The following is a 4,070-nucleotide window of genomic DNA, read 5'->3' as shown; positions in this document are numbered from 1 at the left end:
CGCCTCGCGGAAATGGGCGTCCATGGCCGCGGCCCCGGCCAGCATGGCCTCGAAGGCGTCGGGGCCGAGGGCGATGGCGCAGGACAGCCCGACCGCCGACCACACCGAATAACGGCCGCCGACCCACTCGCCGAAGCCGAACACCTGATCGGGCGGCACGCCGAATCCCTGGGCGACGTCCGGCGCGGCGGAGACGGCGACGAGATGCGCGTCGGCGCGGTCGCCGAGAGCGGCGCGCAGCCAGGCGCGGGCCGTCTGCGCGTTGGTCATCGTCTCCTGGGTGGTGAAGGTCTTGGAGACCACGACGACCAGGGTCTGCGCCGGATCGAGGCCGGTCAGGGCCTGGGCGATCTCGGCCGGGTCGACGTTGGCGGCGAAGCGCAGGTCGATGGCGGGGTCGAGCGGCCGCAGGGCCTCCCAGACTAGCCGCGGGCCGAGGTCCGAGCCGCCGATGCCGATGTGCAGGATGGCGCGGATCGGCTTGCCGGTCGCGCCCTGGAAGGTCCCCGCCCGCACCGCCTCGGCGAAGGTGCGGATCTTGGCGCGGGTCGCCTCGACCTCGGGCGAGACCGGCTGTCCGAGGGCGTGAAAATCGGCGCCGGCCGGGGCGCGCAGGGCGGGGTGAAGGGCCGCACGGCCTTCGGAGGCGTTGACCGCCTCGCCGGCGAACAGGCGCTGGCGGGCGTCGGCGACGCCGGCCGCGTCGGCCAAAGCGAGCGCCGCGTCGAGGTCGGCGCGCGACCAGGGCTGTTTCGACAGGTCGAGCGTCAGGCCGGCGGCCTCGAGGGTCAGCCGCTGCAGGCGGTCGGGCTCGGCGGCGAACAAACTTTCGATACGGCGCTCGGCGGCGGCGGCGGCGGCCGTGGTCAGCGCCGTCCAGGCGGCGTCGGTGTCAGACAAGGCTAGGGCCCCCAGGCGAACTCGCGGCCATAACGCCCGACGCGCCGTTCGGGGTCACGAACGGCTCGCCTCGAGAGCGCGGACCACGGCGCCCTCGGTCAGGATATTGGGCAGGATCTGCGGCTCGGCGGCGCCGGGCCGGTAGACGAGATAAAGCGGCACGCCCGCCCGGCCGTGGCGGGCCAGCTCGGCGGCGATGACCGCGTCCTTCCGCGTCCAGTCGGCCTTGAGGTAGGCGACGTTGTTGGCGCCCAGCGCCTGGGCGACCTTGGCGCCGGACAGGGCCACGCGCTCGTTGACCTGACAGCTGACGCACCAGGCGGCGGTGAAGTTGACGAACACCGGCCGGCCCTCGGCCCGCAGGGCGGCGAGGCGCTCGGCGCTGTAGGGCTCGAAGGGAACCTTGGCCGAGGCCGGGGCGGTCCCGGCGAGCGGCGGGGCGGCGTAGCCCGGCCAGAGGGCGGCGGCCAGGGCCAGCACCGCGAACAGCGCCGAGCCGGTCGCCGGCGCGGCGGGACGGCCACCCGCCAGCAGGCGCCGCTGCGCCGCCCCGTACAGCCAGGCGGCGGCCGCCAGGACCACGCCGGCGCCGAGGACGCGGGCTAGGCCGTCGGGTCCCGCCTGCTGGGCCAGCACCCAGACGAGCCAGGCTGCGGCGGCGTACATCGGGAAGGCCAGCGCCTTGCGGAACGCGTCCATCCACGGGCCGGGCTTGGGCAGGCGGGCGAGCAGGCCGGGCGCGAAGGCCAGGGCCACGAACGGGGCGGCGAACCCCGCCCCCAGCGCCAGGAACACCGCCAGCGACGCGGCGGGCGGCTGGACCAGCGCCCAGCCGAGGGCCGGGGCCATGAACGGCGCCGTGCAGGGCGTCGCGACGACGACGGCGAGGGCCCCGGTGAAGAAGGCGCCGGCGGCGCCGCCGCGCGCGGCCAGGCCCGAGCCCGCGTCCTGCAAGGAGGCGCCGATCTCGAACACGCCCGAAAGGTTGAGCGCAACGGCCAGCATCAGCAGGGCGAGGCCCGCCACCACCGGCGGCGATTGGAGCTGGAAGCCCCAGCCGACGGCGGCGCCGGCTGCCTTCAGGGCGATGAGGACGCCGGCGAGGAGGACGAAGGTCGCCAGCACGCCGGCCCCGAACGCCAGGCCCTGCAGCCGGGCCGCGCGCGCTTCGCGGCCGTGGCCGACCAGCGAGGCGGCCTTCATCGCCAGGATGGGGAAGACGCAGGGCATCAGGTTGAGGACGAGGCCGCCGAGGACGGCGAAAGCCAGCGCCAGCGGCAGGCCGAGCCCGCCCGCCGCGGCGGCGCGGGGCGGCGGGCCGAGGCCGCGCGCGCCGGCCGGCGCGGGTCCCGCGGCGGCGGCGATCTCGTAGGCCCGGCCGCCGACCGAGAGCACGCCTTCGAGGGCCGGCGGCGCGGCGGCGGCTTTGAAGTCGTCGCCCGGCGTCAGCGTCAGGGTCAGCCCCTGCGGCCCGCGCTCGATCGCCTGGACCGCGGCGTGGTCGAGCATGCCGGGCGTCGCCGGGAAGAAGTAGGCCCCGGCGCCGTCGGTCCCCTGCAGCGGTGCGCCGGCCACGGCGAGGGTCAGGGTCGCGCCGGCCGGCTGGTAGGCGGCGGTCAGCCGGGCCGGCTTCGGCGCCGCGGCGAGGGCCGTGGCGATCGCCGGACCCCAGCGCCGATCGGCGGGCGCAGGCCCGGCGACGACGGGGACGTCGAGGCTCAGGTCCGCGGATTCCGGAATGCAGATCTCCTCGCAGACCAGGAAGTCGGCCTTGCCGCGCAGGCTGACGGTCTCGCCGACTTTCGCCGCGGCGGGCGCCGTCAGGGTCATGGGCAGGAGGACCTCGCCCTCGTAGCCGTAGTTGACCAGCGGCCCGACCGGCAGGCGCTTGGGCGTCGGCCAGGTGAAGGGCGAGGCGCTCCAGCCGCCGGGCAGGGTGAGCGCCAGCCGCGTCGCCTCGCCGGAATCGCCGGGGTTGCGCCAGTAGGTGTGCCAGCCTTCGTCGATCTTCTGGCGCAGGGCGATGCGCACCGATCCGCCGGGCGTGACGCCGGACGCCGCGGCGACCAGTTCGGCTTCGACATGGCCGGTGTCGACGGGCGCAGCGACGCTGGCGCCGGTCAGCGCCAAGGCTGCTGCGAGGCCCGCCAGGATCCGTCTCATCGCGCCAATCCACCCCTGTTCCGCATCGCTATATGGCCCCTGCGCGCCGCAGGCGCAAAGCGGGCTCGACTTGGCGACGACGGGCCGTCCATCATCGACGAATCTTCGCCCAACAAGAGAGTGCCTCCGTGCCCGCCAGCTTCGACGAGATTGAGATCGGCCAGGTGGTGCCGCTCGGGGCCGCGGGGATCGATCCGCAGGCGCTCGACGCCTTCGTCGCCGCCTTCACGCCGGGCTGGACGACGGACCGTGGGGCGCCCGACGCCATGGTCTTCGCCCTGTGGGCGCGGCTGGATGCGGTCGCCCACACCGACTGGCCCCAGACCAAGCGCCTCGGCGTCGACGCCCTGCGCTGGGTGCGAAACCCGCCGGCCGGCGAGCTGCTGCGCGGCCGGATGACGGTGATGGCCAAGGACCCGGTCGGCGAGGGCAAGGGCATCGTCATCTGCCAGCACGACTTGCTGGACGAGGCCGGACGGCTGGTGTTCTCGTGCCTGACGCGGAGCGTGTTCGCCCGCTAGCGGACACGAAAAAGGGGCCGGCGAAAATCGCGCGACCCCCTATCCGTCGGGCGTCCGCCCGACCAACTTCAGGCGTTGGCGGCTTGCGGCGTCTGCGAGGCGCGGCCGAGGGCGACGGCGACCAGGCGGTCCCAGCCGACCAGCGACAGCAGGTGGGCGTAGATCTGGCCCAGGGCGCCGTTGTCGCGCAGCTCGACCAGCTTTTCGGTCGGCAGCTTGTTGAGCTTCTCTTCCGAGACGCCGAAGTAGTCGGCGATCTTCTGCGGCTGGCCGGCCGAGCCATCGGGGTTCTGCGGCGTGAAGTTGGCCGTCTTCAGCTCGAACAGGTCGAGGTCCTTGAGCAGCTGGACGAAGCTCAGAGTGCGCTGACGCTCCATCTCGAAGTTGTTGCAGAACTCGATGCAGTTCTGGGTGTACTGGCTCGGCTTGCCGTCTTCGAAGAACGGCATGTCGCCGCCCTCGACCACGAACTCGGCGTTGCGGTCG

Annotated in this window: 3 protein-coding genes and 1 pseudogene; 1 reads left to right on the top strand and 3 read right to left on the bottom strand. The window is 74.3% G+C overall.

Features of this window, described 5'->3' with window-relative positions:
* Positions 1-900: pseudogene (locus ACILRF_RS15035) on the bottom strand (glucose-6-phosphate isomerase); the annotation flags it as partial.
* Positions 901-954: 54 nt separating this feature from the next.
* Positions 955-3,063, bottom strand: coding sequence for a protein-disulfide reductase DsbD family protein (locus ACILRF_RS15030; protein ID WP_395674304.1), 2,109 nt, complete (start codon positions 3,061-3,063; stop codon positions 955-957).
* Positions 3,064-3,191: 128 nt separating this feature from the next.
* Between ACILRF_RS15030 and ACILRF_RS15025 the strand changes: the two genes are divergently transcribed.
* Complete coding sequence (locus tag ACILRF_RS15025; protein ID WP_395672484.1) at positions 3,192-3,584, top strand: acyl dehydratase; 393 nt, start codon at positions 3,192-3,194, stop codon at positions 3,582-3,584.
* A gap of 68 nt (positions 3,585-3,652) precedes the next feature.
* Here the strand turns inward: ACILRF_RS15025 and ACILRF_RS15020 are convergent.
* Positions 3,653-4,070, bottom strand: a 418-nt coding sequence (locus ACILRF_RS15020) for a SapC family protein (RefSeq protein ID WP_395674302.1), incomplete at its 5' end; no start/stop codon positions are given.

Origin of the sequence: Phenylobacterium sp., from assembly GCF_044236515.1 — a bacterium.
Lineage (GTDB): Bacteria > Pseudomonadota > Alphaproteobacteria > Caulobacterales > Caulobacteraceae > Phenylobacterium.
The sequence above is the reverse complement of the archived record's forward strand: the minus strand, read 5'-3'. Positions and strand labels throughout refer to the sequence as shown.